Below are 296 nucleotides of genomic sequence, written 5' to 3'. Positions count from 1 at the left end.
AACTTAACCTGCACCCCATCTGTGGTCGCAACTGTACTGATATTGCTGTCACCCGTAATCGAAACAGTATCGCCTAGCTTCTTGGTACTGCTTGTGGTTGCTGTATCGCCTTTAAATTTTAAACCTGCGTTATCTACAGCTGTTTTTGCATCCACACCTTTTTGAATATCGGTTTTCGTTGCTGCTGACAGGTCGACTTTATAGTCAGTGACGTTGTTTGCATCTTTAGTGCCTGGCGTTACTGTCACTGCCGAAGAACCTGCCGATGCAGTAGTACCGTTGGCATTTACTGTATA

General features: G+C 44.9%; 1 protein-coding gene. It reads right to left on the bottom strand.

The window, feature by feature from the left end:
* The coding region (locus tag IMO47_RS15960) for a hypothetical protein (protein WP_196077904.1) at positions 1-296 on the bottom strand (296 nt) is incomplete at both ends.

This window comes from Acinetobacter sp. Res13-Abat-PEC15-P4-01, assembly GCF_015676285.1.
GTDB lineage: Bacteria > Pseudomonadota > Gammaproteobacteria > Pseudomonadales > Moraxellaceae > Acinetobacter > Acinetobacter nematophilus.
The sequence above is the reverse complement of the archived record's forward strand: the minus strand, read 5'-3'. Positions and strand labels throughout refer to the sequence as shown.